Annotated in this window: 32 protein-coding genes; all 32 read right to left on the bottom strand. The window is 37.6% G+C overall.

What is annotated here, in order from left to right:
• Nucleotides 1-3 precede the first annotated feature (3 nt).
• The gene (opp4A, locus tag OPF91_RS03000; protein ID WP_264987193.1) at nt 4-1,731 is read right to left on the bottom strand and encodes an oligopeptide ABC transporter substrate-binding protein; all 1,728 of its coding nucleotides are present in this window, start codon (nt 1,729-1,731) and stop codon (nt 4-6) included.
• Nucleotides 1,732-1,749: 18 nt separating this feature from the next.
• Nucleotides 1,750-2,754, bottom strand: coding sequence for an ABC transporter ATP-binding protein (locus OPF91_RS03005; RefSeq protein ID WP_264987194.1), 1,005 nt, complete (start codon nt 2,752-2,754; stop codon nt 1,750-1,752).
• 4 nt (nt 2,755-2,758) lie between these two features.
• On the bottom strand, nt 2,759-3,754 hold the full coding sequence (locus OPF91_RS03010) for an ABC transporter ATP-binding protein (protein WP_264987195.1): 996 nt from the start codon (nt 3,752-3,754) through the stop codon (nt 2,759-2,761).
• An 853-nt stretch (nt 3,755-4,607) separates the two neighbouring features.
• Nucleotides 4,608-5,348: a peptidoglycan recognition protein family protein gene (locus tag OPF91_RS03015; RefSeq protein ID WP_264987196.1), complete on the bottom strand. Its 741-nt coding sequence runs from the start codon at nt 5,346-5,348 to the stop codon at nt 4,608-4,610.
• Between the two features lie 80 nt (nt 5,349-5,428).
• Entirely contained in the window at nt 5,429-6,163 is a 735-nt protein-coding gene (locus tag OPF91_RS03020) for a hypothetical protein (RefSeq protein ID WP_264987197.1), read from the bottom strand.
• Nucleotides 6,164-6,243: 80 nt separating this feature from the next.
• The gene (locus OPF91_RS03025; protein WP_264987198.1) at nt 6,244-6,402 is read right to left on the bottom strand and encodes a hypothetical protein; all 159 of its coding nucleotides are present in this window, start codon (nt 6,400-6,402) and stop codon (nt 6,244-6,246) included.
• The gene (locus OPF91_RS03030; RefSeq protein ID WP_264987199.1) at nt 6,402-6,698 is read right to left on the bottom strand and encodes a flagellar hook-associated protein FlgL; all 297 of its coding nucleotides are present in this window, start codon (nt 6,696-6,698) and stop codon (nt 6,402-6,404) included. Before OPF91_RS03030 ends, OPF91_RS03025 begins: the two co-directional genes overlap by 1 nt.
• A 15-nt stretch (nt 6,699-6,713) precedes the next feature.
• Nucleotides 6,714-8,720, bottom strand: coding sequence for a phage tail protein (locus OPF91_RS03035; RefSeq protein ID WP_264987200.1), 2,007 nt, complete (start codon nt 8,718-8,720; stop codon nt 6,714-6,716).
• An 18-nt stretch (nt 8,721-8,738) separates the two neighbouring features.
• Complete coding sequence (locus tag OPF91_RS03040) at nt 8,739-9,350, bottom strand: putative phage tail protein (protein WP_264987201.1); 612 nt, start codon at nt 9,348-9,350, stop codon at nt 8,739-8,741.
• On the bottom strand, nt 9,347-10,438 hold the full coding sequence (locus OPF91_RS03045; RefSeq protein ID WP_264987202.1) for a baseplate J/gp47 family protein: 1,092 nt from the start codon (nt 10,436-10,438) through the stop codon (nt 9,347-9,349). Before OPF91_RS03045 ends, OPF91_RS03040 begins: the two co-directional genes overlap by 4 nt.
• A complete protein-coding gene (locus OPF91_RS03050) occupies nt 10,431-10,847 on the bottom strand; it encodes a DUF2634 domain-containing protein (protein ID WP_264987203.1) in 417 nt (138 codons plus the stop codon). Before OPF91_RS03050 ends, OPF91_RS03045 begins: the two co-directional genes overlap by 8 nt.
• Entirely contained in the window at nt 10,841-11,278 is a 438-nt protein-coding gene (locus OPF91_RS03055; RefSeq protein WP_264987204.1) for a DUF2577 domain-containing protein, read from the bottom strand. The genes OPF91_RS03050 and OPF91_RS03055 overlap by 7 nt, the downstream gene beginning before the upstream one ends.
• Nucleotides 11,275-12,234, bottom strand: a complete 960-nt coding sequence (locus tag OPF91_RS03060; protein ID WP_309297402.1) for an XkdQ/YqbQ family protein — start codon at nt 12,232-12,234, stop codon at nt 11,275-11,277. The genes OPF91_RS03055 and OPF91_RS03060 overlap by 4 nt, the downstream gene beginning before the upstream one ends.
• 10 nt (nt 12,235-12,244) lie before the next feature.
• Nucleotides 12,245-12,946 carry a LysM peptidoglycan-binding domain-containing protein gene (locus tag OPF91_RS03065; RefSeq protein ID WP_264987206.1) on the bottom strand — a complete coding sequence of 234 codons (702 nt, stop codon included), beginning with the start codon at nt 12,944-12,946 and terminating at the stop codon, nt 12,245-12,247.
• Entirely contained in the window at nt 12,943-15,645 is a 2,703-nt protein-coding gene (locus tag OPF91_RS03070; RefSeq protein ID WP_264987207.1) for a tape measure protein, read from the bottom strand. Before OPF91_RS03070 ends, OPF91_RS03065 begins: the two co-directional genes overlap by 4 nt.
• A gap of 47 nt (nt 15,646-15,692) precedes the next feature.
• Nucleotides 15,693-16,055 (bottom strand): hypothetical protein, encoded by a 363-nt coding sequence (locus OPF91_RS03075; RefSeq protein WP_264987208.1) that lies wholly within the window; start codon nt 16,053-16,055, stop codon nt 15,693-15,695.
• 54 nt (nt 16,056-16,109) lie between these two features.
• On the bottom strand, nt 16,110-16,253 hold the full coding sequence (locus tag OPF91_RS03080; RefSeq protein WP_264987209.1) for a hypothetical protein: 144 nt from the start codon (nt 16,251-16,253) through the stop codon (nt 16,110-16,112).
• Between the two features lie 29 nt (nt 16,254-16,282).
• Nucleotides 16,283-16,684, bottom strand: coding sequence for a phage tail assembly chaperone (locus OPF91_RS03085; protein ID WP_264987210.1), 402 nt, complete (start codon nt 16,682-16,684; stop codon nt 16,283-16,285).
• A gap of 11 nt (nt 16,685-16,695) precedes the next feature.
• Nucleotides 16,696-17,163, bottom strand: a complete 468-nt coding sequence (locus OPF91_RS03090; RefSeq protein ID WP_264987211.1) for a phage tail tube protein — start codon at nt 17,161-17,163, stop codon at nt 16,696-16,698.
• A 17-nt stretch (nt 17,164-17,180) separates the two neighbouring features.
• On the bottom strand, nt 17,181-18,476 hold the full coding sequence (locus tag OPF91_RS03095; protein ID WP_264987212.1) for a phage tail sheath subtilisin-like domain-containing protein: 1,296 nt from the start codon (nt 18,474-18,476) through the stop codon (nt 17,181-17,183).
• On the bottom strand, nt 18,476-18,664 hold the full coding sequence (locus tag OPF91_RS03100; protein WP_264987213.1) for a hypothetical protein: 189 nt from the start codon (nt 18,662-18,664) through the stop codon (nt 18,476-18,478). Before OPF91_RS03100 ends, OPF91_RS03095 begins: the two co-directional genes overlap by 1 nt.
• The gene (locus OPF91_RS03105; protein ID WP_264987214.1) at nt 18,627-19,088 is read right to left on the bottom strand and encodes a phage tail terminator family protein; all 462 of its coding nucleotides are present in this window, start codon (nt 19,086-19,088) and stop codon (nt 18,627-18,629) included. The genes OPF91_RS03100 and OPF91_RS03105 overlap by 38 nt, the downstream gene beginning before the upstream one ends.
• 2 nt (nt 19,089-19,090) lie before the next feature.
• On the bottom strand, nt 19,091-19,561 hold the full coding sequence (locus OPF91_RS03110; RefSeq protein WP_264987215.1) for an HK97 gp10 family phage protein: 471 nt from the start codon (nt 19,559-19,561) through the stop codon (nt 19,091-19,093).
• The gene (locus OPF91_RS03115) at nt 19,561-19,896 is read right to left on the bottom strand and encodes an ABC transporter ATP-binding protein (RefSeq protein WP_264987216.1); all 336 of its coding nucleotides are present in this window, start codon (nt 19,894-19,896) and stop codon (nt 19,561-19,563) included. Before OPF91_RS03115 ends, OPF91_RS03110 begins: the two co-directional genes overlap by 1 nt.
• 16 nt (nt 19,897-19,912) lie before the next feature.
• Nucleotides 19,913-20,218: a phage head-tail connector protein gene (locus OPF91_RS03120; RefSeq protein WP_264987217.1), complete on the bottom strand. Its 306-nt coding sequence runs from the start codon at nt 20,216-20,218 to the stop codon at nt 19,913-19,915.
• Nucleotides 20,215-20,355 (bottom strand): hypothetical protein, encoded by a 141-nt coding sequence (locus OPF91_RS03125; protein WP_264987219.1) that lies wholly within the window; start codon nt 20,353-20,355, stop codon nt 20,215-20,217. The genes OPF91_RS03120 and OPF91_RS03125 overlap by 4 nt, the downstream gene beginning before the upstream one ends.
• Nucleotides 20,355-21,278 carry a hypothetical protein gene (locus tag OPF91_RS03130; RefSeq protein ID WP_264987220.1) on the bottom strand — a complete coding sequence of 308 codons (924 nt, stop codon included), beginning with the start codon at nt 21,276-21,278 and terminating at the stop codon, nt 20,355-20,357. Before OPF91_RS03130 ends, OPF91_RS03125 begins: the two co-directional genes overlap by 1 nt.
• 1 nt (nt 21,279) lies before the next feature.
• Complete coding sequence (locus tag OPF91_RS03135) at nt 21,280-21,852, bottom strand: DUF4355 domain-containing protein (RefSeq protein WP_264987221.1); 573 nt, start codon at nt 21,850-21,852, stop codon at nt 21,280-21,282.
• The gene (locus tag OPF91_RS03140; protein WP_264987222.1) at nt 21,839-22,099 is read right to left on the bottom strand and encodes a phage holin family protein; all 261 of its coding nucleotides are present in this window, start codon (nt 22,097-22,099) and stop codon (nt 21,839-21,841) included. Before OPF91_RS03140 ends, OPF91_RS03135 begins: the two co-directional genes overlap by 14 nt.
• A gap of 180 nt (nt 22,100-22,279) precedes the next feature.
• Entirely contained in the window at nt 22,280-22,567 is a 288-nt protein-coding gene (locus OPF91_RS03145) for a hypothetical protein (protein ID WP_264987223.1), read from the bottom strand.
• Between the two features lie 3 nt (nt 22,568-22,570).
• On the bottom strand, nt 22,571-23,935 hold the full coding sequence (locus tag OPF91_RS03150) for a minor capsid protein (RefSeq protein WP_264987224.1): 1,365 nt from the start codon (nt 23,933-23,935) through the stop codon (nt 22,571-22,573).
• On the bottom strand, nt 23,919-25,286 hold the full coding sequence (locus OPF91_RS03155) for a phage portal protein (protein WP_264987225.1): 1,368 nt from the start codon (nt 25,284-25,286) through the stop codon (nt 23,919-23,921). Before OPF91_RS03155 ends, OPF91_RS03150 begins: the two co-directional genes overlap by 17 nt.
• Nucleotides 25,287-25,296: the final 10 nt, after the last annotated feature.

Below are 25,296 nucleotides of genomic sequence, written 5' to 3' on the forward strand. Positions count from 1 at the left end.
ATTTTACTCTGCTACATACCATTTATGCACATCTGTTTGGAAACCTACAGCATTAATATGAACACCTTGTAAACGGTTGTTAATACCGTACAAATCCATATTTTCCCATAATGGTAACGCTGGTAATTCTTCATTGAAGTGTTTTTGCCACTCTACATACGTTGCTTTACGCATATCTTTGTCGAATGCTTCTACACTTAAACCTGCATCTAATAATGTTTGGTTTGTGTCATCTACCCAACGACCATAGTTCCATTCAGAATTATTGCCCCATAGACCTGATGGATCTGGATCAGAACCAGTGCTCCAAGAACCAAAGAATGCTTCTAGTGCTGCATCATCATTGTCTTTCATGTCATTATATAGGTTGAATTCAATTAAAGAGCCTGTTGCTAATTCTGTTTTCACACCAATGTCATTCCAAGATTGAATAATCGCTTGTGAACGACCTTCAAATGCTGCTGGACCAGCATAGTGACCAAATGAAATTTTAAATGGTTGACCATTTGGATCTTCTACAAAGCCATCACCATCTTTATCAACATAACCTGCTGATTTCAATAGCTCTTTTGCTTTCTCTTGATTGAATTCATATTGATTTAACTCTGATTCTTCTGCTGCAATCCAGAATGTACGTGGGATTACAGTATTCGCTACTGTTGCTTTTCCTTCTAAGAAAGCATCAATCATTGCTGGACGGTTAATTGCATATAATAATGCTTGACGTAATTCTTTTGATTTGAATTTATCGAAATCTGCTACATTTGTTAAAGTAGCTTTATCACGATGACCGAAGCGTAAGCCGATGTATGAATAAGATACACCATTTGTTTCTTCGATACGTACATTTTCAAGTGCTGTTAATTCTTTCACCGACTGTGGACGAATTCCCATAATATCAATTTCACCGTTTTGGAATGCGCCTGTTGCTACTGATGGATCAATTACTTTCACAATGATACCATCTAATAATGGCTTACCTTTCCAATAATCATCGAAACGCTCTAATTCTGAATATTCACCAGCAACAACCTTTTTCACCTTAAATGGTCCTAAGCCCACTGGATTTTCACGTACTTGTTTTGATTCTCCTAAATCTTTCACCGCAATGCCTTCATAGTGCTTTTTCGGCATTGGATTTGGCCAAAGGTTTTCTAAGTTATTAATTTTTACTTTTTCAAACGTAATTTTTACAGTGTATGGGTCCACAACTTCAATACCTTCAATGGAGTCTGCTTTCCCTTCTTTTTTAGCTTTTGCCCCTTTAACGTCTTCTACATAGTTAAAGCGAGGACCATCATAAGCTGGGTCTGCTAATGTTTCTAATGCAAATACCCAATCATCTACTGTTAGCTCTTCGCCATTATGCCATTTTACACCTTTTTCAAATGTAAATGTATACGTTAATCTATCTTCACTAATATCCCACTTAGCATAGTTTGGAATATACTCTAATTCATCATTGATTGTGAAAATGCTCTCTGTTGTAAAGCCTTGAATATCAGCGTCAACTGCACTACCAGCATAAGCAGGGTCATATACGCCCTCTGGTGCTTGGTCTGTAGCAAATGTTACAACGCCACCTTCTTTTGGTTCTGTAGTAGATGTTGCACTATCATCTTCTTTACCGCTATTATCTTTTTCTTTAGTAGATGAATCATTGTTACATGCTGCTAAAAATACTGCTAATACAAGCATCATCACTAATGACCATACTGTGGATTTTTTCATTCATGTTCCCCCTAAATATTATTGTTTATCAGTATCATTGTTGTATAAATGGCAAGCAACTCGATGCCCAGGCTTCACCTCCTTTAAAGTAGGTTTTGTAAGTGAACATTCCGCCATTGCCTTAGGACAACGTGGATGGAATGGACAGCCCTGTGGAGGGTTAGCTGGACTTGGTATATCGCCCTGTAAAACAATACGCTGACTTTTTTTACGTGGATCTGGTACAGGAATAGCTGAAATTAATGCCTGTGTGTATGGATGCAAAGGTTCATCATAAATATGCTCCTTATCTGCAATTTCCACAATATTACCTAAGTACATTACACCAATGCGATCACTCATATGCTTCACGACACTCAAATCATGGGCAATAAATAAAAAAGTTAAATCAAACTCTTCCTGTAATTCTTTTAATAAATTCAGTACTTGAGACTGTACAGATACATCTAGCGCTGAAACGGGTTCATCAGCAATAATGAGCTTTGGTCTCAAAGCAAGTGCTCTGGCAATGCCAATACGCTGACGCTGACCACCTGAAAATTCATGTGCATATTTATAATAGGCATCCTCAGGCAAGCCAACCTTTTTTAATAGTGCCATTACTTCATCTTTTAAGGAGTTGAGCGATTTTTTCTGATAGTTCATAATAGGCTCTGCCACAATATTCCCTACCATTTGCATAGGATTTAAAGACGCATAAGGGTCTTGAAACACCATTTGAATATCTTTACGAATCTCTCGTAGCGACTTACCTTTTAGCTTTGTAATATCTTGTCCATTAAATACAATTTGCCCTTCTGTGGCATCTAACAGCCTTAAGATGGTACGACCTGTCGTTGACTTACCACATCCTGATTCCCCAACTAGCCCTAATGTTTCACCATTTTTTATTGCAAATGACACATTGTCAACAGCTTTAACATGCCCAACTGTTTGTCTAAGGAACCCACCTTTTATCGGATAATATGTTTTTAAATCAATGACTTCTAATAAATTATCTTTTTCTTTCAATGTTGACTCCATCTTATTAGCTCACACCCTTCTCAGAATTGCTCGCTTCAAAAAGCAAACAAGCCACTTCATGGTTATCTGTTATTTCAGCAAGCTTTGGTGTAATTGTTTTACACTGCGGCATGGCTGATGGACATCTATCCATAAAACGACATCCAACCTTAGGCATATTTTTTAGTGATGGAACAATACCTTGAATTGTTTCTAGTGTATCTACTTCTATATCTAATCTTGGAATTGATGCCATTAATAATTTCGTATATGGATGCTGTGGATCATAAAATAATTTATCTACATTTGTGCGTTCAACAATTTTTCCTGCATACATAATAATCACTTCATCACATAGCTCTGCCACAACACCTAAATCATGTGTAATTAAAATAATGGACATATTATTTTGTTCTTGAATCTTTTTTAATAATTCTAATATTTGTGCTTGTACGGTTACATCCAATGCTGTTGTTGGTTCATCGGCAATTAATAACTGTGGTTGGCAGGCAATCGCAATGGCAATCATTATTCTTTGTCGCATTCCACCTGATAACTGATGAGGATATTCATCTATAATTGTTTCTACCCGTGGAATCCCAACTTGTCTTAATAAATTGATTGCTCGCTCTCTTGCCTCGGCTTTTGATATTTTATTATGATTTAAAATAATTTCCTCAATTTGCGAACCAATTGTAAACACAGGATTGAGTGAGGTCATTGGTTCTTGGAAAATCATACTAATATCTTTCCCTCTAATCTGGTTCATTTGATTATTTGTATAATTTTCAATATTTTTTCCTTGAAACTTAATTTCTCCACCTGTAATTTGACCAATTCCTTTTGGGAGAAGCTGCATAACAGATAATGACATCACACTTTTTCCGCAGCCCGACTCGCCCACAATTCCAACAATCTTTCCTGGTTCAACAGAAAATGAAACATCGTCAACTGCATGATAAATTTGACCATCTATATCAAAACCAGTTTTCAGATTTTTCACTTCAAGCATTAAATCCATATTCGTTTCACACCTTTATCTCTTATGTATTAAATATAATTAATATTCTGAAAAATCATTCTATTCAATTAATAAACCTATTTTACAATAATCAAAATAGATTTTAAATTAATTTTAAGAAAGTTAATCATCTATACAATATTCTTACATTTTGTAATAATTGTATTCTATCCAACAATAATACATGAAGTCAAGCGATTTTTTGTATTTACTATTATTGTTAAAACAAAAATAACTGTCTTATTATCGGTTTTTTCTATAATAAACATCATTCTCATCTAATGAATATTTGTTCATTTTTCACTTCATCTACTTAAAGTGTTTATTTTTTATTTTATTAAAATAATTTTTTTATAATCTTCATTCATTTGAAGTTTACAAATATGTAACAATATCAATAGAAATATTTACTTTTTTCAGATTTTTTACATATTTCATTCTTTTTTATTTTTTCTGTAGAATAATTTTCTTCATTAGGACACCAACTCGCTAAAGCGGGAAAAATTACTTTGATAAAACTTTTTATTCATTGTCTATTCAGTTAATGTTTTCCTATACTTCTTTATAAATCTATTATATGCGACTTCTTCAAAAATAATCTTTCAAATCAAAAATACTAAAAACAAGAAATTTTTTCAAGTAAAAATCTACTTTTTACATATATTGCACTGCTAATTTATATAACTCATTATGTAAAGCAATGTGTAAAGACCTATATAATTGTAGCTTCGCATGCAATCTTGCAAAAAATCGCATTACATATTGCAAAAATAATGACTCTTTGCCAGGCTATTTAAAGTGGCTTGAAACTGAAAAAAGATGCAAAACAACCCGATGGCTGTTTTGCATCTTTTTATGCTAACTCTTTGTACACAATACTAGCTAATTTTGCTGCTTTGATTTTAGATATACCCGTCTCAACTGCGTGTAACCCTGTGAACGTGCCTGTTTTTACACGCCATAACTTGCCGTCTGGTACAATGTAGGCAATCCAGCCGAATCGATGTTTTAATACATCAAGTACGTTTTGGGCAGCTTGAATTGTATTATAAGTACCAGTGAAAATGCGATATTTACTGTTATCTACAGCAGGATTAGACTGTTTGAGAGTGCCACTTGCTACTTTAACCATTTCGATAAATTGTGCCCAATTCACTACCTTTCCTGCACGCATTATATTAGGACAATTTTTATTTGTGTAATAATTATGTTGTACTACATTTGATAATAGAATACCTTCCTCTTGCATGATTTTAGCTACTAAAGTGGCTGCGTTTGCTACAGCCTTTTGATAGTCTCCATCATAGTTTACGCAGATTTCGATATGAATTGCTTCATTATTACCATTCCCCGCAGCCCAACAACAGATATCATGCAAGAAAGATTGAACAGCTTCTTTATCATCGACTTGCCAATGCCAAGATGCTTGTCTACTGTTTCCGTTTTTTTGCAAACGGCTATGTGCATCTGCGTCCGCCCCTAAACGTGTATTATCCGTTTCATGTATACAAATTCGTTTCTTGGTGTTTCCTTTACCATAGGATACTTTATTAATAATAGACTCTGGTACTAAATTTTGGCGGATTTTCATCATTCGCTTTGCCCTCCTGTTTTTAAATACAATATAAAAAGGACATATCTACTGATATGCCCAAAATTTCATTATTTTAATAGCTACCTAGGATTTTGTTGGTTGTTATTTTCTGTTCTATACTTTCTGTTATCATTATAGTTTAAACTCAGAATGAGAGTGACTAGTAATGTTAGAAGAAAAAGCACATATAGAATAAACTGGGTCAAATTATTGTTTAAAAATACACTAATAAGCATACCGACACTTACTACACCAGTGATAACAGTACAACCAAGTATCCAACTACTATTATATATTTTATAATGAAAGGTATCTTTTCTACGAATTCTTTTATATTTCCTTTTTTCTTTTGAATCTAAAAACTCTTCAATTCCATTAGATTCTACTAATAAAGAATTATCATTACTTAATTTTATAATTCGATAAATAGAATCACCATTATCATTTACTATGTGGTAATCATATTTAAAAGATAACCAAGAAACAATATAATAGATAAATTTTTCAAATAAAAATATCAACGCTACAAAAATGATGCAACAAGCTGCCAATACACTAAAAAGCAATCCCCCCTTTAATTCTGTAAATCTACCTGAAATTGTAATTATCAAGAACATAGTAGCTACAAATGATATACTTAACATAATATATTTAGTTAGCGCAATTTGAAATCTCTTGAAATTACTTAATCTAATTCTTTCCAAATCAGTTATTCCCCAATTATCAATGGTTAGCTTTACTACATAAGCTACAAGAGGTAGTATTGTAACAATATAGGGAGGTAAACTACTAGGTATATTTTCTAATATAGACATAAAATCAACTCCTTCTGTCAAAATTTCGACAAAAAAGTATGATTCCCTTCTAAATTATGACATTACTTTAGAGAATATATTTAAATATCTGTTGTATTTTTCAAAATATAATCTTCAACTGCTGTTCGATAATCTGGGTTAGTAATGTCATCTAAAACATACGTTTGTCCTGTTTTTGGATTAAGACCACCACTTAAAATGCGTTCCGCTGCGATTCTCACTACAATTTGATTGACCATTATAAAATCCCTCCAACTTCATTTTCTGTTGCTAGTAATAAAGCATCTTCCAACTCTCTAATACGGCGTTGTTCAGCCGTTTCTGGAATATCGTAATTTTTAACCACAGGATTTCCGTTTTCATCTATTTTTGATACATAAGATTTCACATAATCCATAGTGCCGAAAGGGATATCTAGATATGTTATCTCAATTGTGTCATCATGAGGCACAACATTCCCCTCAGCTTCCCCAGTTTGGAAAATGATATTTCCAGTGGATTTATTGTAAAATATTCGATTCCCTACTCTATCCATGCGAAATCCCCCTCTTTATTCAAATGCTTTAACTGTATAAGCTACTGGGTGTTGGAATGATGGTAAATAAACTGTATATGTGCCGTTACCATTGTTAATGATTTGACCTCTAAAATTGTAGGTTTGTGAAGTTGCTAAAGATTGATTATAATACGCAATTTTGACACTACCAGAATAATTACCGTCCGAAGCAGATTCATACACAATATTATATGCTGCAGCAGTACCCATCCATCCAAGGCAGCTGATAGTGGTAGGTGCAAAAGGTATCGTAAATGTAACAGTTGGCATACTGCGAGTAGTCCCGTCAACATGAGTATATACCCTATTATCAATAGCAGACGGAATAATCCCTGACCATTTTTTCTTTATAGCTCTAATATTAGTAGCCATTACAGCTCCTGCAGCATCTGCACTGGTTGGGACACCCATGTCGCTGATTGCAGATGCTATCATGCTAAAATCATCAGCGACGCTCGTAAAATTTGACCATGTAGTGTCCGATATCTCATATCGTTTATACGTTTTTTGCTGTGTCTCAACGATTTGTATAATACCACCACCACTTTTATCTAGCCATGGTACTATGATTGTCATCACTCCATAACCAGACAAGCCGTAATTGCCTAAATCAACAAAAAACTTATACTCACCACGCTGCGATGTTATATAATTTTGTAAAGCTATTCGCAATTGCACAGGATTTAGGGCGTGTATAGTTAAATCAGTACGCCCATCCAAAATCGTCATTACGGCTGGGTGGTGTGCTTTATTGTGTGCGTTATCAATTTTAGCTTGGTCTCCTTCTCTTAAATGTGCCCCAATTTGAGGTGTCCAAGGATGCGAGACATATCCAGCGTTGTTGATATGGGTGATATACGCATCTTTTATCATTGTGTATGCATTTGTCGCGCTATCTATCAATTCTAGTTCTATCGCTAAATAGTTATTGGTGTTTGGTGCTTTAGTAATTGGTATACGCACTAAACTGCTAGTATACTCACAGGCACTAACATAAAAACAGTTCGCAAACTTCTGTGATACTGATACAATTTGTACTTCTTTCGCGTACGCCGGAGATTCTCCAGAGGCATTTTTACCAATTTGGTAGATTATCTCCATGCCTCCGCCTGCATTGGCTGTATGAAATGCTGACGCTATTTTCACCTTTAGCATCCCCCACATGGCAGGAGCAGGGATATTTATAAATATAGTTTCCAAACCTCTTGTCTCACTAAAGTTCGCAAATGCTAATGTTTTTTTGGCGCTTTGTGTGCCAAGATTAACTACATTGACATCATTATAAACACCTTTTTGCCACGATTTTATTGCTACCTGTCGCACCTCATTAATAGCAGCCACTAAGTTAGATTTCTCCGTTGTTGTAAGATTTGGCAACACACCTATTTCCGATTCCAAAGTATTTAACCTTGAAATAATATCATCTGTCCCACTACCATCACCAATCAGGTTTCTGATAGCAGTTAATTCACTTTCTAACCCTTCAATATTTTTAATTTTATGAGCACCAATTTTGGTAGGGTCTGTGTGTGCTGCTATTGCACCGTCCACATATTTGCGACTGGCGATGATGATGGTTGGGTCGATTGTTAGTTTGACGACATTGGCATTATTCGTTTCGATAACAAAATGGATAACATCTTCGCTCGCTACCCCTTCATCGAGTGCTGGCTTGTATTTTTCAGGATACTGCCCCACCGCAATTAATTGATTTTTATCATCGAAAATCCCAATCTCCCTGATGGTGAAACCGCCTGCTGTGGGAGGAATCACTGCATCTACAACAATTCTCTTGTCGTTGGTTGGATCAATAGATAGTTCGGCGATTGGACCTCGCCATACTTCATGCACCAGAGCTGTCTGATTCTGTGTTGGGACGTAGTGAGCGCCGTTGCCATCTCCTAGTGCAATGTACTCTAGCCCCACTTTAGACTGCGTGACTTGGGCGTTGGCAATTTGCGCTAGCCCGATATTTGTGATTAATGTGCCATATTGCGCCACAGTATCACTCCTTTCTTTTTATTGCATCGGTAATACAGTGATGGTTGAAGCTGTTTTGATACCTGCGAAGCTGTTCGTGCGTGCAGATTGTTCAATGTTGCCGATGCCCATTGGATACAACGTAATTTCACTTCCTGTTGCAACAAAGCTCGGTACATAAACACTACCATCAATCTTGAATTTTCGAGCCATCTTGATAGCAATATTTAATGGTACAATACGTTCAAGTAGATTTTTAGCTTCTTTATAAAGTAGGGTCTCAGGTGTCACAAATAGCTCCATTTCAAACGTATCAATATCTAAATTTATTTCATATGTGTCCCCCAACAACGAATTCAACATAATTTTCAGATATGCGTATACAGGTGTTGTACTCTCTTGCATCCTCGATAATAGCCGCAATTTGCGAAAGTCTAATGTTTCTACCCGACGATCTGCAACAATCCCAAAATCTTTTTCACGTATAGTGATGGCAGCTTCTCCTGAAGATAAAATAAATTGATCCTTTTCTGCATTAAAAAAAGCCTCACCAAGTTTATCCCAGTCTATTACAACTGTTTCGGATAACTCCTGAAACTCTCTAATATCTCGATAATATGGCGGAAGTTCATTCATGAAATCGTTACTCATGTGCCACCTTCCTTTAATACTATTTTTGCAATTATAGGTATTTCTTCAATTAAGTTAATATTGTTCTCCACTCCATTTAAACGTGTGGAAATAATATCCTCTACACCTTCAATTTCCAAGAGCCTTGACTCAACATGGGTAATGCGTACATTAATATCTAAATCTTTATACCAATTTGCACGTAATTCTGAAAAATAAGTTTCCAAAATTTCAATGGCTTGTACCTCGATTTGCCCAATTGTAGCCCCATTCAAGACAAGTTCACATTCAATTGTAATACCAACTTCCCCAACACCTTCAATTGTTACTTTATGTCCAATTGGTGCGGTTCCATAACCATCTCCTGTGTACTCTAAAGGATCAATAATCTCTTGGACATAAGCAATAAACGCAGGTGTTGGAGCATTGAAATCAGAATCAATAATAATAACCTTTACTGAACCGCCACCATGTGGAGCACGTCTTAACCGTACACCACCGACACCTTGTATGGCTCGTACTTTTTTACGATACTCTGCTCTATTGCCACCAAATGCTTTATCTCGAATATGCTCTAAATACTTTTGATACAAGGATTCATCCGATTCTTCATCTTCACCAGGTACAATGACATCTGTTAATATCGCTTTACCTAATTTATTATTTGCTTCGACAGGCAGTAATTCACCATAATCTCTATTCCCTACAGCCCCAGCCATTTGTGCCTCTACCTTAAATTCTCCTGGTGCGATATTTTCCATCACTCGATACACCAAATCATCTAATCTATAAAGACTATTTAAAGCTACTTGCAAGGGCTGTTCATCCCTACCTATGAAAATAGCTCGCCGTATTGCTTTACCTGCTTTTTTACGTTCTACACCAAATTCATTGACACATTTTTCGAGGTCAATGCCATCTGCGGTTGCGGCAAACGTACGTCGATATAGTATCGCCATATCCCAATACATTTCAGCCAACTTTAGCGCAGTTGGGGCAAGTGCATCATAAATGATACTTCCTTCTCGCTTATCTACATCGTCTGATACTCGCTCAAGCAGGTCAGCTAATAATTTTTCAAAGGTTTGGGCTTCTAAATAATCAAGCAAGTCTCACCGCCTCCTTCAGCAATTGCACATCTCCATAGATGGTGTGTGCCACAAAATCTACTAATACATCCTCTTTTGTGACGAATTCCAAAGTAAAATTAGATAGACTAGTAATACGCTCATCCTGCAATAAAGCCTCTTGAATGCGCCTACCTAAATCGCCACGTACATATAATTCATCCTGACCAATCATATTTTCAAAACCATAATTGTCTGAATAGATTAGATGCTTGAAGCGTACTGTATTTAATACTTTAAAGATAGCTTGCTCCATCGCCTTCTGACTGTCGATAAAACCCCCGCAGCGTCCTTTAACAAAATCCAATTTATAGGTTCTCGTTGGTAGTTGCGCCGCATCCATTACTTCAATATCTGGTGTAATTGTTATACCATCTGTAGGCACTACCATACCTTATCCCCTTCCTTATACCTGTCTGATACAAAATACTTTTGACCACCTTGCACCCGATGTAACACTACTTTATCGCCTACCTTTAGCCCATCCTCAACAGTTAGCCTTGCATAGCTCATTGTATAATTTTCATACGGATTGGATGCAGGATCACCTATATTTTTTCGTGCAGAATTTGCTTGTTTGGAAGCATCACCGATTTGCTCTTTTGTGTAATTTTTAGGATACTCGTATCGAATGGATACCACACGTTCATGCCTTGTTAAATGCTCTGCCACCAATAAATACTCTTCAGTTAAAGGCAGTTTTGAGTGCAACTCTATTTTAAGTGGCTTTGTTTCCACCACTGTACCTAACACAATATTTACTGGGTTGGACGCTTGAAAAGCAGCCATTGCGGTTGTTTTGATTAAATCAAGTAAACTCATGAAACCACCTTCAGTTCTAATGACATTGTGTGTACTTTGGCAGACCAATCATGTGTACAAGCCTCCACTAAAAACAGTTGCTTCAAGCCTATTTTTTCAATAAAAATAAACACCATCTTTCCAGCTCGTACCCGCCAGTCACCTAAACATTTCAACGACAATTCTTTTTTCTCTTTGTTATGAACAGCTAACAACGCATCTAGCAAACTTTCAACCTGTGCAGTGGTCATATTTTCATCCACCTTTTTATAAAACTGTAACTGTCCCCACTTTGTAATATTGTCACTGTCCTGTGCGATAAATACTCGGCGTTTACCTGCCTTTTTATCATCTACTGCTAATTTAATAAGATTGTAAGAATCCTCAATAGAAACTGTGTAATCATAGTCATATAGTAAACTTTCTTCACCGATGTAAAAATCTGTAGGATCAATCACCAAATCTTTGATGTTATGTAATCCTAATGAGCCGAAATCGTCCATGAATACATAACTCTGATTGGTGGCTACAATAGTCGAATCAATGTATTTCATAATGACATCCAGTGCTTTTTTCCCTTCCTCTATTAAAGCAGGTGCTTTAAATCCCGTACTAGCAACTGTATCTAAATTTCGTCCTACCTTACTACAAATACGAGCGATGGCTGCTTCCGCTAGTATGGACGGTATGACAAATTGGTCATCATACATAAAATACCTTAATTGGTCGTAAGCTGTTACTTTGAATTCACTACTTTTGCCAAACCCTGCCTTAAACGAATATCCATAAAAAATTTTGTGTATATCATCTGTAACACGTACAATTGCGCCCGAAACAACCTTATCTTTTAATGGATTTGGGTTTAGCATGGTGACAATTAATTCAGACGCCTTTCCACATTTTTCTGTTTTCCAGCTAAGAGAAGTGACGGGCACTTCATATATGTTGCCATCACGGTTATCAATTAATACCTCCATACCTACCACCTCATTTTTTAGCTGTCCATTCAGGTGGAATTTTCACCTTTAACCCAACTGGCAATCTTCGCAAATCACTATCTTTAATTCCGTTTAATGATTGTAACGCTTTATAATTAGCCCCATTACCCGTATATTTTTGAGCAACTTTCCAAAGAGAATCACCTTTGACAAGGGAATATGTTTGCGGTACTGGCTTTGGATTTTCTCTTGGTGCTTCTTTTTTCACTACTTGCTCTACAGGTTTTTTATCAACCGATTTCACATCGACTACCTTCTTTTTAACTATTTCCATCTTTTTGAATCCATATGGAACGGACTTTTTAAAAGAAATAGTGTAATCGACATCTGCTGTTCCAAATTGATCTTTCCCGTCAAAACTTTCGATAGTAACCTGTTCATTGATAGAAAATGAACCGCCTACATAAATAAAGCGAATGACTGTTTCTTCAGCCATCCACTTCTCGATTTGTTCAATATATTTTTTAGGCTCTACGAATTGGGTCTCTGCATAATGCGTTTCTGCCGCTGGAAAATAGGAGGAAAAGGAAAATTCTTTTAGCTTCATAGGCTTGGGCACATTGACTGTACCTGTCTCAGCGACAGTAAACTCCTCACCATCTGCACTATTTTTAAAAGGTAGTTCAGGTGGATTTACAGGTATACGAAAACCTTCAGCATCATTTTTCGCACTAAGATATATACCTATCATTCGTAAACCCCCTCCGTAGAGCGATCTTGCTCATCCTTTAGCCATTTTACAATTTTTCTAATCAATTCCTCTAAATCTACATCCTTATTAATATCACCTGAAAATTCAATCCGTGGTTCACTCTGGATATGTTGAACAACAGTCTTACTATTATTTGTAATAGGTGAAGCTGCAACATTCTCCCTTACTTCTTTGGATACATTGACATTATCTTTCGTAGGTACATTTAGCGCCTGTGAAACTAAATTATTCAATTTCGCTGCATAACCACCTACATTAGACAAGTCACCAATTTTATTCAATACTTTGCTTAGCACGCTGCCCGCTGTATCCTCGAAGGTATTCTGCACCTGAAGATTAGGTGTCAATGAGACGATATTGTTAATTGCTCGCCCTTCAGCAATATCTTTAAAAATTTCAAGATATTCATCCGCCAAATTGACTTCGCCAATTTTGTCTACTTTGTCTAATTTGCCACCCTTCAGCTTTTTATCTTTATCACTAGCCGCCCCCAGACCTGTTTCAGAAGGGGCTGTATTGACTACATTATCTAATAAACTACCTTTGTCCAAAAATGGATTTTCTTTATTTTTATCCTCTTTGCCTAAACCAGCTAGACCTTTTGCTTTGTCTACTAGACCACTTAATTTCTCACTCATGCCCATAGAAAATTTTTGTCCAATCGCATTCCCTTTGTCATAGGCAGCGCCCAAATCTTTATAGTCAAAGCGTGCAAATTTTTGTTGAGTTGGTGCTGTTGGCATTGTGACACTATCCATGTAATCTTGTGCTGTATTTAATCGTTGCAGTGTAATTTTTTCAGCTCGTTGAGGTGCTTCTAATATTTTTTGGAAACTATCAGCAAAATTTGTTGCACCACTGCCTATTTTAAAATCAACTGTACCAATTGTAGATAAATCTGTGTCCAATACACCATTCAGTAATCCAATAAATGAATTGACTCCTCGAACCGCTCCATTGATAAGATCAGATATACCACCAAGCGCTTTATTAATAATATTAGCAGTACCATCAGCTACTCCACCAACTGTTTTCAACACCATTGTCCCCATTGTATAAAAAGCCATCTGCACGCCATAAGTAGCGTCATTAAAGGTATTAGCAATTCTTTCTGCATTTGTAATTGCTGAATTGACAATAGCATCGAGCACCATACGCACTAACAAATTAAAAGCAATCCAAGCAAGTTGCGTAAGATATATCGCTTGATTCCAATTATTTACAAACCACTCTGCCACGGTGATAGCTAAATTAGCTATACCGATAAGTACGTTGTAATAAGATGCACCCAAAAGGAAGACGTATCCTACAATAGCGCCAATAACAACGGCTGTTTGTTCAGCCCACATAATAAATGCCATCACTACTAAAGCGATTATCGCAATGATAGCAATTAATATCCATGTGATAGGACTCGCTAAAAACGCCGAATTGACAACCCACATTGCCGCTGCCCATGCCAATGTAGCTATTCGTATCAGACCTAATACAGCGTACTTCACCATTAAAATAGCCACAATGGAACCAATCACTGTACCTAACACCACTAAGATAGGTACTACCCAGCTTGCATTTTGTTGCATGAACTGCCCTACAGCGCCAATTGCATTATAAAGTGCTTCTAACATATCAAATACAAACGACAGCCCAGACACAAATAGATTAACAAATACCATCGCATGACCTGCCAACACACCGAAAGCGTCTGAGTTAATAAACTGACTAAAACGTACAAACAGCGGCTCAAATGCTCGTTGTGCCCAGTTCTTAAACACTGTCATTGCGTCAGCAAATGTCAAAGGCATGTTTGCAAATTTTTCTTCAATATCAGTAGCCGCCCCGAATAAAGCCTTTTTAATAATATCCGCAGTAATTGTACCTTCCGCAGACATTTTCTTTAAATCTCCCATACTATTGCCTGTCGCATCCGCAATCGCTTGAGCAAGCATTGGAGCATTCTCCATGATAGAACGGAATTCATCACCTTGTAACTTACCCGCTGCCATGGCTTGTGTCAGTTGGTACATACCAGCTTGTTTTTCTTGTGTAGACGCACCCGATACTGAAAATGATTTATTCATTAGCTCTGCGAAACGAATGGCTTCATCATTGCTCTTAAACGAATCTTTCGCCAAGAGATTTAATTTAGCTACACTAGCAGCCGTGTCATTATAAGAAGTCAAACTTCTTTGTGCAGCTCGATAAACTTTATCTTGTAATTCTACTTGAGTTTGTAACCCATCATTGACATTAGTTAAACGAGCATTAGTATTTGAATAATTATCAGATGCTTGAGTAAATTTGCTAAAACCATTTGCAAGAGCTTGGATAGATAAGTACGTAACTGCTAAGTTTGTTAAACTACTTAGCAACTGACGTACACGACTGGTGGCTGTTTCCGCCCCCTCACTAGCACCTTGAAAACTATTTCTTATACGATTACCTGCATCTTGTCCGTTATTTCCTGCTTGCCTTGCACTTTCTTGTAAGCGTGCTAAAGCTGATTGAGCATTTTCTATGTCACGCCTAGCACGTTGTAAGCTGCGCATATCCATACTTCTATCTGAAGTTGTGTGCAGTTGCTCCATAGTTCGCATCGTACTATTCATAGCCTTCATAATCTGTTGCAAAGTATTAGTCATACGATCTGTTAATGATAATGAAGTGCGTACTGCCATGAACTCACCTTCTTTTCATAAGAAAAAGCACCCTTTTTAAAGAGTGCTTAAAACATGTGTTGTATTAACATTTTATAAATCTTTTCATTTACTTCAATAAGGCTTTTCTTACCATCATGAAACTCAATTGCCAATGTATGTGTACCTTTATTTTTAGCGGATAAACCAGCTAACAGACCTACAGGACCAAGCAATGCCCCCCCTACTAATCCACGAGCTACACCACTCACCGCACTTTTACGATGTTCCTCGGTTATTAATTCATAAGAGGCTATGTTTTCTTTATTTAAAGCAAATTTCTTTGTTAAACTTGTACATAAAAATACTTCTTGTTTGCTGAAGAAACTCTTTTGGGCAATCATTATATTCTTACCCTCGTAATCCCCAGCAATCACCCGATTTTCAGCCATCTCCAATTCCTCCCTTTTATCTATTAATATACATAAAGAAGGAATGTTTATCCATTACTTTTTAGTTGCCTCCGCTTCCTTTTCTAGTTCAATACTTATACTAGCAATCATAAAAGCCTGCTCTTTACGACTCATACTTAAAAATTGGCTGGGCGGTATATGAAAACGATGGAGTGCCACATGTGCATAAAATGCCAAACCATCATTTTCATCATCATCGCCCTGAATCAGTTTTTTACTTCATCTATTTGATCCTCAAGCGATTCATCCAGACCACTGATTTCTTGAACCTTTTCAGAAATCAACGATGTTTCCCCTGCTAAAAACATTTTTCCGTAGAGTGCTTCTGCCCCACGTACGCCATACGATTGCTGTAGCTCTGTATCATTTAGGTCTGGATGAACAATCGAAGCTACATTCATACGACGGTTGTATGCCACTGGATCAAATACTCGCTCCTGACGTCCCTTCTTGCCAGGTATATTTTTAAAACAACGGTCATTGATTAAATCCGCTTCATCTGATGGGATAGGGCGAATTTTAATCGACTCCCCAAAACGTGCTAAAGGTAACTCTACTAGTTCTGCTTGCCCTACATTTTCCTTCATAAATGCTTGAAATTTACTCATCCTGATTCCTCCTACTGAATAACATTAAATTGATTTAAAACTTCAAAGTCGTCGAATGTGAAGGAGAATTCATCCTTCAGTGTGTCGGCACTATCTGCATCCAACATGGCTAATAGTGTTTTATTCGGTACAATATTACGCACATCGACTGTTTGTTTACCCGCTGCACTTGTAATATCCGCATTGATAATGGTCGCATCAAACATAGGTGATTTACCTGAACGCAGATAATCCATAGCCATTGCTCGTATTTCGGGACGGTGATAATACATAGTCATGTCACCTGTACCTTTCGCACCTACAATCTTTGACCCTTCCATTCGGGCATTTAAACGCTTAACTTCTACTTTTGTGTATTCCACTTCCGCCTTAAATTTAAGGATTTCGGCAATCTCAAATGTTTGCCCTTCGATATTAATATAGACTGTACCTTCACGGGAGGACATTGCATCTTTTGTTTGCATTACATTTTGTGACATTGAATCTTCCCCCTTTCTTACTTACATTCCACACGTAAGTATAATTTTTCCATTGCATCGATGAACTTAATACCCATTACAGCAAACACCGCATCTTTTTCGTCCCCTTGTCCAATCACGATGTCCTCTGGTAAATATGGATCAATCACACCTAATCGTACATAAGGATCAAGCACAGTTTTCATTAGTTGCTTTTTGAATAAGTCACGACCATCATCGTGGTTATTTACCTTACCAATGAAGTATTTACGGAAAATATGGCGTGTATTATTTTCAATAATCGACATACCACGGTCAATTTTCCCTTTCCTGAAATCTTGGTTCTTCTTAGGCGTGAAGGAACGGAAAGTGTTAATATCTTGTTCTACAACTACCTCATCATTGTTGATTGAGTAGACAATGTGACCATCTTTTAACGCTTGAATAATTTCATCATTTGTCATCGTTTCAGCTTCAATTGCACCAGGATATTTCGCATAGGTGAGCGAGCCAACTGTAGATGCTGCAAATGCTGCCGCAAACCAATACACTGCATTTTTGGCTGTTAGCACCTCGCCACCATCTAGCGTCACACCATTTTTAACGGATACGGTACTTTCATGATCTACTGCATTGTAATTATTTGTAACAAAAGTGACACGCTTGCCTGACTGCTCACGTAATTCTTTTACTTTTAAAGCTAGTAGAGACTTAGTTGTGTTATCATCTGTTCCAAACGCTACCGCTTTAAAGTTCAACGTATCCAGTGCAGATGCAAATTCCGAAATAGATTCGTTAGTGGCTGCTACCGTAGTTCCTCCTACAAGCGTCAATGTAGCATCTGTAGTTGGGAGGCTCCCTGTAAATATTACATAATCATTGGTTTTTAACTCTCCAAAGTTGGCTACTTTTTGACTATCTACTTGTGCAGCATCAAAGTATGTTTTGATTGTGGCAGAACTGTCCAACCCTACTGTTATGGTTACATGAATTTTATTACCATCTGCACCGCCAAATTTTGCTGTAGCAGTGAATCCGTCAACAGTTGCTTTAGCTGGTGAACCTTCCCCATTCAGGTTGTATAGAAAAATGTTGCTAGTTGCTTTGAATGCCTCTCGAATTGGTAAAATATCACCTAAACTTTTACCGAACAATGCTCTAAATTTTGTATTTGAAGAGAGTTTAATAAACTTCCCAACTTCTCCCCAATCAAGTGCTACTGGAATAGCTAGTGCGCCATTGGAATCAAGTCCCATAGTATTTAAACTATTTGTCTCAAAGTTAATATACGCATCAGGACGTACCTTATTTTGCGTTTCCCACGTACCACCCATTACACTTCAATCCCTTTCTTTTTCCATGCTGCGAGTGCCTTCTCTGCTTCCGCTTTTGTATAAGCCATGCCTTCTTGTAACACAACTTCATACTCTAAACGCTCTTTCGTAGATAAAGCAGATGCCAAAAAAGCCGCTTTGGAAAATTTGTTATTCTGTTTCGGTTTGTTCGTTGTCTCTTGTGTCAAAACCAACGCCCTCCAATGCTTGCATTTTGATTTCTTCAATTGGTTTATATACATCGAAGTTATATTCGACAAAAAAATGAAGAACATCCTGATGGACTTCGTGCTTCATTTTTGTACCTCTTATCGGTGGTGTTGCAACATACTCTAATATTCCGTAGAGTTGCTCTGCCATTTCGTTCATATCTTCATTGGCATAGTCCGCAGAAGGAAAGTAATGTACATCAAATAGATGATGCCGCATGTACCGCCTGCCCATGATCTGCGTCTGTTCTACGGGAAATAACTTGACGAAAAAACAAGGCTCTTTAAAGCCCTGTGCAATTTCTTCACCATAAATTCGATATTCAGGATGAGAGAAGTGCTCACTTAACTTTGAAATGACAGCCTTTCTCACAATATTTATAGATGTTGGTGTAAGTGCCACAGCTAATCGCCTCCCATCAACCTTCTAAAAAACTCCTCTTGCTTCCGTTGCAAAAAGTGATCCATTTCACGCTTCAATTCTTGCTCGGAAAGTTTTAGCATAAATTTTCCCTCTACAAATCCACCTGGTGTGCCAACCTGCATACCTGTTTTTGCCTCTTTGTCATAAACAAATTGATTATTACTCCAATACCCAGGAACCCAGTGAGATTTGAAACCATTTTCTACAAACTCAGCGTATACCTCGTCATTAAAGACTTCAATTTCATAAATACGCCCTTGCTTAGTAATAGTACCAATTTCCCATTTCCCTCTTAACAGCCCTGTATTCACTGGCGTTTTTGTTCTGGTTTTACGCAATAACTTTTTAGCTAAATCAAGTAAACACTCACGTATAAAGCTATCTATCTGAGCACTATTGATTGTTGATTCAAGTCGATCGGCTAGTGCACGAAATTCGTTAAACTCAAACATCAAGCTCGTTCCTTTCGTTGCAAGCTAACTTCTTGATGTGTTGAATACAAAAAAGGCTCTCCTGCTGTATATATTTTGCTGGAAGAACCTCGGATTACTGAAATTATATCACCTTGATGTATTTCAATTTTAGGAGAGATAAATAGCTTTGTTTCGTAGCGTATATTATTAACTGCTTCTGTTTGCGAATTAGTTGACAACGCCTTTTGTGATATACGACAAGGCACATTTGCATAGACAATCAGTAGTGGTTGCATCCTTGTTTCACCATCTGATGTGACATAATTATCAGATCGCATGATATTGGCTTGATCTGTGTAAAAGCGTTTGGTCAAACGATTGCGCCTCATGTCACATCACCAACGTTTTGCGATAACGATTGAGCTGTTTCTGCAAGGTATCCGACACGATATCTTCAAAATAAGTGGTGCTGGTGTCACCGATTTTCTCTGTTTGGATACCACCATGACTTTCACGTAATTCAACGACTAATTTTTCGATAACATTTTGCGCTTGAAGGGGAATATCCCCTCGCTTGCAATAGTCTTTAAAATAGCTTTCCGCATCCTCGATTTGTAGGATGAGCAGCGTATCATGCTGCCCATCATCTACTGGAATGCCTAAACGGATTTTTACACGCTCTAAAACGGTGTTCATTCCACCTCACCTGCTTTTTTTGGAGGTTTTTTTGGAGGTTCTGTTACGAGCGTAAACCCTTTAGCAAGCAAATCATCCCGCTGTTTTTCTGTTTCCGCCGTTTTCACCACATTTAACTTTTGCAAAATATACGCCATTATAACGCCTCCTTGATATTGACAAACACTGCATCTAGTTTGTTCTGCGGAATCCATAAATCATGATACTTGCGATAGTCAATTTTCCAGGCATCGGCTTGTTGATTTGTTGCAGGATCAAATACACGTGGATTGTCTGTTTTCGAGATGGCAATCGGTGCATTTTGCGCTGCGATAATCCAGTTAATATTTTTAGCTGTTGGCGCTACTTTAAAGCCACCTTGTTCTTGCCCTGGCGTTTCTCCATCTAAAAATTCGTAAGCTGTTTTTAAACGATCGGAAGGCACACGAATAATTGGATGCCCATCAAGCGTTGTGATGCTCGTTTTAATACCACCTTGCTCAAATTCCGTCACACTCAATCTTTTTTGGATAGTAGTATTAGCATCTAATAAGGCAGCAACCGTATAAGGCAGTGTAATAATCAGTTGATTACCACCCCCGATTTTATCCTGAATAAGCGCAATATCCATTAAGAGTTTATTCAAGATTGTTGCCTCATCCGCTGTATAGCCCCCTGACGCACGACCGCCAGCAACGGCTAATGCAGCGATTTTTGAATAACGGTAGGCGTCAATTTCAGGGATAACCATTGTACGTTGAAATTCTCCCATCACCGCACCTGCTGTGACCACAAAATTAGATTCATCCACATCCATCGCATCAATAGAGAATGTGCGCCCTCTGTCTTGTGTTAGTGGGTGTGTTTGCCAAGACATCGTTACCGCACCGTTGACAAAACCATTTGTACGATCGTAGTCACCCAAACCATCCATTAAAATATTGGGGATTTTGACTTCGTTACCACCGTTGTATTTCACTAGATTTGAGTTAGGCTCCATCCAACCTGATGTTGCACCTGTTAATAATTGCTTGTCTAACTCTGTTTGAAAAATGGACGCATATGCAATTGTGTTCGCCATTCTAGAATCCTCCTCCTAATGCTTTTGCAAATTGTTCACGTATCACGTCCAGTTGCCCGTTCTGCGTGGTAGGTGTACCTGATGATGGAGACTTGCCAGCGAGACGTTCTTCCACCGATTTTTGTACAGCAACGTCAAACACTTGCTTAAAAGTTTCAATATTTTTCGTCGTTGTTTCAGCGTCTGCACCTAAAACGAGGTCAATCACTTCAGCAGGCAAGTTATACTTTGCGTCTGCAAGCATGTTTAAGGTTTCTGAGCGCAGTTCTCGTGCAGCAATTTTTTGCTCCTTAGTAGCAAGTTCTTGTTCACGTTTTTCTAGCTCATACGTTGCTTTTTGGTCAGCGGTCATCTTTGCTAACTTCTCTGCTTCTGTACGTGCTGTAGCTACTTCATTTTCATGGTCAGCTTTTGCTTTCGCTAACTCTTCCTGAAGTCTTGTCTGAAAATCCTGCTCTGTATATGTTGGTGCAGGATTTTCTTCGCCTGCTGATGAATCATCGGCAGGCGGTTCATCTGCAAAATACTGAATATTTAGTGTTAATAAAAGTTTTGGTAAATTACTTACGAACATTATTTGTTCCTCCTTGAATTACGTTTTTAGTACCAGAATGGAATCCAATAGCTGCTGCACCCAATAATACGCCTGCAACAAAACCCTCTGGCGATAGACCTACAAAAATTAGTCCAGCTACAATACCTAATACAAGCGAAACAACAGGGGCATACTTTTTAGGTAAACCAACCTGAATGACAATCCAGATAATAAAAATAATGGCTGGAATGACAGTTGTGTTAAAAATACTTAAATCAAAATTCATCCTTCTCACCTCCTTCAAAAAACGGCATAGAAAAAGAGACCTGTCATTTTCGATAGGTCTCTTACTGTTCTATATACTTTAAAACCACTTTAAACGGCTTTATTTCACTTGCAAATTTACTGGCTATACAAATTTAGCTACTTCTTAATAAATACACTTATAGAGGATTCTGTGCCTCTGTTAATTTACTAGTTTCAATGCCTTTTTATAAACTGCATTCACACATTTTTTAAACTGTTCTTCATTTAGATATTCAGCACGTTGGGAACATGCCTGTTGGTCAGGTTCAAAGTTAGCGCAAAGGTCAGGCATATCTTCATTGAGTAGATGAACTAGCTGTTGATTCTCTTTTTCGATTTCGTCCCACTGCTCAACTAACACATCAGGAAATGTAAAAGAAAAATCCTCCGCCTCTATTTTACCTTCCAGAAAAGCCTCCATCATTATTAATACTTCTTGTGTTGCCATCCGCTAAGCCTCCTCCCAATTAGCCTTTTTATTTTTCCGTGTTACTATGCTTACTACTTCTTTTGTATCCGATGCCTGCATAATGGCAATTTCATTTTTAAATCGGACAAGATGCCCATTATCTGCTTGCACAAAGTTAGGTGGCTCCTTTAACATCGCCCTAATATCTTCTTTAGTAAATGACACTTTACCTTTGCTCTGCTTTTGTCCGATTGTCCTATTTAAAGCATGTGTCGTAAACTCGAAACCATCCTTTTTGAAATAACGGTAGGTATTTTTCAGCTTACGTTTATATTCATCACTGTACATACCAGCATTGATTTTTTCAAAAGTGCTGCGCTGCCTTTTCAAAGCCGCCCAGATATTACTATCATTATACTTAATATTTTGGAAATCAGCGAATGATTGTGGTACATCTACACCAATTGCTTTTTTATAAGCTGTATGCAATTGACGGTCTTTTGATACATTTTGCTCCATCTTTCGCATGATTGCTACTTTATCAGCTCCATGCTCTCTTACAAGACCGCTGTACCATTCCTCATATGTCATGGTTGCTGGTACTTCATAATATGTGCCATTGAGCTTAGCAAGACGCACTTCCTCCGCATCATACTCAGCGACTGGGATAGTGGTTGAACGACAATTCGGGTGCATTGGAGGATAGTTGATTCCCGCCTGTGCATCCTTTAAATAAAATTTTTGTCCATCTAGCGAGGCACATATTTTACTTGTCCTTAAATCCAATGTGGCTAAAAATTGATACTGCTCTAAACCTAACGCCTCATAGCTCTGTTTACTTGCTTGGTTATGGATATAGTTTGTTTCAGTTCGCACTAACCTGGCAGCATTAGCAAAAGTATTATCCATTTCCTCAGCCAACCGTTTTGCCATTTGTGCGTTTGACTGACCTAATATAGTTCCTTTGGTGAGGATTTGTTCTGTCTTTTTAGCTAATACATCTCGATGCTGCCATATACGTTCACTATAATTTTTACCACTCCAAGCAATGCCAATCGCTACCTCCGCAGCTTGTGGTGCAATAAAAATAGCACCTGTGCCGTAGCCAAGTGCTTGTTGTACATTATATGCCGATCTGTAAAAACCATCTTCATAAACTTGCAGTAGAGTTTCCTTTGTTAGTGCCTCTTCATATTCAAAGAGGCGATCAATTTCTACTAATAGCTTAGCTTTTAATTTGTCTAAACGCTCAGTATGTTTGGCTGTGCGTAAATCTTTATCAATCTGCTTGATTGCTTTTTCATACTCTCGCCGCAATTTACCAAGCTGTGATTCAGCGAAATTATAAATTTTTGCAGAATCATGTAAAAGACGTTCAAGCCAGTATTTCTCATTGTTCGTTGACATAGGCTTGTACCTTTGCTAAATCAATATTGCCTAATTCATCATAGCCACTCTTTTTTAGCTGATCTTTTAAAGTACGCTGAAGCTCTTCTTGCTTGTTTTTAACAAACGGCAGTAAAGAGAGCTGTGTTTCTTTACTAATGATACCTTCTAGCAATGCGGCAATCTCAGCAAGCTCTTTTAAATTGTCCGTCATATTACGATCAAAATAGATGTCGATGGTAGATGGGTCAAAGCTGCGATTCATCTTCAAGTTCAGCATTTTTGTAATCAAACGAATCTTTTTCTTATAGGCAGGCAAAAATTTGTACTCTTTGATGGATGCTAATTGCTCCAAACCAATTAATTTATAACGGATGGCTACACCTGTGAGATTACCTGCAAAACTCTCGTCTGTCAAAGCAGGGACAAGGGATAGAAAGAAAATATCATCATAAATACGATTTTTGAAGTTTTCTACCGCTGTATCATTGACTTGCTTCACCAACCATTGTGCTTGCCCTCTTTCGTCCATGAAAATAATACGCTCTTGTCGCAAAGTTTTCGCTGCCTTTCTGCCCTCGTCATCATCACTATCCACTTTATCCAAGCCACCCGATGCCCCTGCAATGACTAAATAAGCATCTGTAAAATACTCAAAATCATTAGCTGTATCAGATTGGGCTTTGTCATAAGCGTCAATCATGGTCAAGACATCCTCATAATCACCTTTTGCCTCTTCATTGTTCCAATAAATAAGGACTGGCACATCATGAAAATTATGAGACACTCGCTCAATTTCTTCGTACTTTTTATCCTGTTTTTGGCGATAGGTAATGATTTCCCATTTCGTATAAACAGCCGCATAAGCGATGGTTTTGTCTGTCAATAAATCTTCTTCTTGCCACAGACGTATAGCAAATTCCAAAAATTCACTAACAGACGTGGAATACACAGGAATAAATGCTTCTGCTCGAAAATACTTAGAACGAATTTCACTGGCTTCATTCATATATAAAAGTTCAAAAGAGATACCCTTTTTGGACATCTCCTTTGTGATCTCAAAATTGGTTTCAGCAGAATGGTCGCCCAATGCTTTTTCGAGTGCCTCTTTATATTCATCGTCATCAGTATCAAATCGCAATCCTTCGCCCATGAAAAAGCCCGTTGCCATATTGGTGATATACTTCGCAAAGCCGTGTGCAATGCGATTATTCGGCTTTTCTGAACTTAATTGCCTACCTAATATATCATTTTGCACTTGATAATATTGCTCTAGCTTTTGCAGACGAGGAAGGTCTTCAGCCCGAAACTTCTTGATGATTTTTTTGACTAACTTCGCTGTCGGCTCCGTGCCTGGGCTTACTTTTATCACAATACTCCCC

This window comes from Lysinibacillus piscis (assembly GCF_026012395.1).
Lineage (GTDB): Bacteria > Bacillota > Bacilli > Bacillales_A > Planococcaceae > Lysinibacillus > Lysinibacillus piscis.